The 2516-nt window shown below is 65.4% G+C and carries 1 protein-coding gene; it reads right to left on the bottom strand.

Annotated features, from left to right (window positions below):
- Window positions 1-2516, bottom strand: a 2516-nt coding sequence (gene acnB, locus CWS72_RS27240; protein ID WP_101253814.1) for a bifunctional aconitate hydratase 2/2-methylisocitrate dehydratase, incomplete at both ends; no start/stop codon positions are given.

Genomic DNA, 2516 nt, shown 5'->3' on the forward strand with positions numbered 1-2516 from the left:
GTCCTTGGCCTTCTCGCCGATGACTCCGGTCCGCGCGACATATTCCTCCACCGTCGGGATCCGGCCGAGCAGGGCGCAGACGGCGGCCAGTTCGGCGGAGCCCAGATAGACGCGGGTGTCGATGCCCAGACGGTTGGGGAAGTTGCGCGTCGAGGTGGAGATGGCGGTCGATCCCTTGCGGACCTGCGCCTGGTTGCCCATGCACAGCGAGCAGCCCGGCGGTTCCATCCGCGCCCCCGACTTGCCGAGAACGCTGTAATAGCCCTCCTCGGTCAGGATCAGCGCGTCCATCTTGGTCGGCGGCGCGACCCACAGGCGCGTCGGAAGGTCCGACTTGCCGTCGAGGATCTTGCCGGCCGCCCGGAAGTGCCCGATGTTGGTCATGCACGAACCGATGAACACCTCGTCGATGACGTCGCCCGCCACCTCCGAGAGAAGCTTCACATCGTCCGGATCGTTCGGACAGGCCAGGATCGGCTCCTTGATCTCCGCCAGGTCGATGTCGATCACCGCCGCATAGTCCGCGTCGGCGTCGGCTTCCAGAAGCACCGGCTTGGCGATCCACGCCTCCATCGCCTTGATCCGGCGCTCCAGCGTCCGCCGATCCTCATAGCCGTTGGCGATCAGCCATTTCATCAGCGTCACGTTGGAGCGCAGATATTCGAGGATCGGCTCCTTGTTCAAGCGCACCGTGCAGGCCGCCGCCGAGCGTTCGGCCGAGGCGTCGGTCAGCTCGAAGGCCTGTTCCACCTTCAGGTCGGGAAGACCCTCGATCTCCAGGATCCGCCCGGAGAAGATGTTCTTCTTGCCCTTCTTCTCCACCGTCAGCAGACCCTGGCGGATGGCGTAGAGCGGAATGGCGCTGACCAGGTCGCGCAGCGTCACCCCAGGCTGCATCTTGCCCTTGAACCGCACCAGAACGCTTTCCGGCATGTCGAGCGGCATCACCCCCGTCGCCGCCGCGAAGGCCACCAGCCCCGAGCCCGCCGGGAAGGAGATGCCGATCGGGAAACGCGTGTGCGAATCGCCCCCGGTTCCCACCGTGTCCGGCAGCGCCAGACGGTTCAGCCAGGAATGGATCACCCCGTCGCCCGGACGCAGCGAAACGCCGCCCCGCGTCGACATGAAGCCGGGAAGCTCATGGTGCGTCTTCACGTCCACCAGCTTCGGATAGGCCGAGGTGTGGCAGAACGACTGCATCACCAGATCCGCCGAGAAGCCCAGGCAGGCCAGATCCTTCAGCTCGTCGCGCGTCATCGGCCCGGTGGTATCCTGCGAGCCCACCGTCGTCATCTTCGGCTCGCAATAGCTGCCCGGACGCACCCCCTTGCCCTCCGGCAGACCGCAGGCCCGTCCGACCATCTTCTGGGCCAGGCTGAAGCCCTTGCCCGTATCCGCCGGAACCGCCGGCTGGCGGAACAGCGTCGAGGCCGGCAAACCGAGAGACTCCCGCGCCTTCGCCGTCAGGCCGCGACCGACGATCAGCGGAATGCGACCGCCCGCCCGCACCTCGTCGAAGACAACCTCCGACTTCACCTGGAACGAGGCGATTTCCCGCCCGTTCTTGAAGGCCTTGCCCTCATAGGGCCGAAGCTCCACAACGTCGCCCATCTCCATCTTCGAGACGTCGAGCTCGATCGGCAGGGCGCCGGCGTCCTCCATCGTGTTGTAGAAGATCGGCGCGATCTTGTTGCCCAGGCATACGCCCCCGAAGCGCTTGTTGGGGACGAAGGGGATGTCCTCGCCGGTGTGCCACAGCACCGAGTTGGTCGCCGACTTGCGCGACGAACCCGTCCCCACCACGTCGCCCACATAGGCCACAGGATGGCCCTTCGCCTTCAGGCTCTCCAGAAGCTTCAGCGGACCCCGCGTGCCCGCCTCGTCCGGCGTGATCCCCGGACGCGCGTTCTTCAGCATGGCCAGCGCATGCGCCGGAATGTCCGGACGCGACCAGGCGTCCGGCGCCGGGGACAGGTCGTCCGTATTGGTCTCCCCCGTCACCTTGAACACCGTCACCGTCAGCGACGCCGGAACCTCCGGACGCGAGGTGAACCATTCCCCATCCGCCCACGATTGAACCACCGCGCGGGCATTGGCCACGCCCTTGTCGGCAAGTTCCTTCACATCGTGGAAATAGTCGAACACCAGAAGCGTCTTCTTCAGACCCTCGGCGGCAACCGTCCCCACCTCGGCGTCGGACAGAAGATCGATCAGCGCCTTGATATTGAAGCCGCCCAGCATCGTTCCCAAAAGCTCCGTCGCCTTCGAGCGCGAAATCAGGCCGACCTTCTTTTGACCCTTCGCAACCTGCTCCAGAAACACGGCCTTAACCTTCGCCGCGTCGTCAACGCCCGCCGGAACCCGGTGGGTCAAAAGATCTAGCAGAAAAGCCTCTTCTCCCGCGGGAGGGGCTTCCAACAACGCCACCAGAGCTTCCGTCTGCGACGCGCTCAGGGGCAACGGGGGAATGCCAAACGCGGCGCGTTCGGCGACATGTTGGCGATATGCTTCAAGCA

This window comes from Telmatospirillum siberiense (assembly GCF_002845745.1).
Lineage (GTDB): Bacteria > Pseudomonadota > Alphaproteobacteria > Rhodospirillales > Magnetospirillaceae > Telmatospirillum > Telmatospirillum siberiense.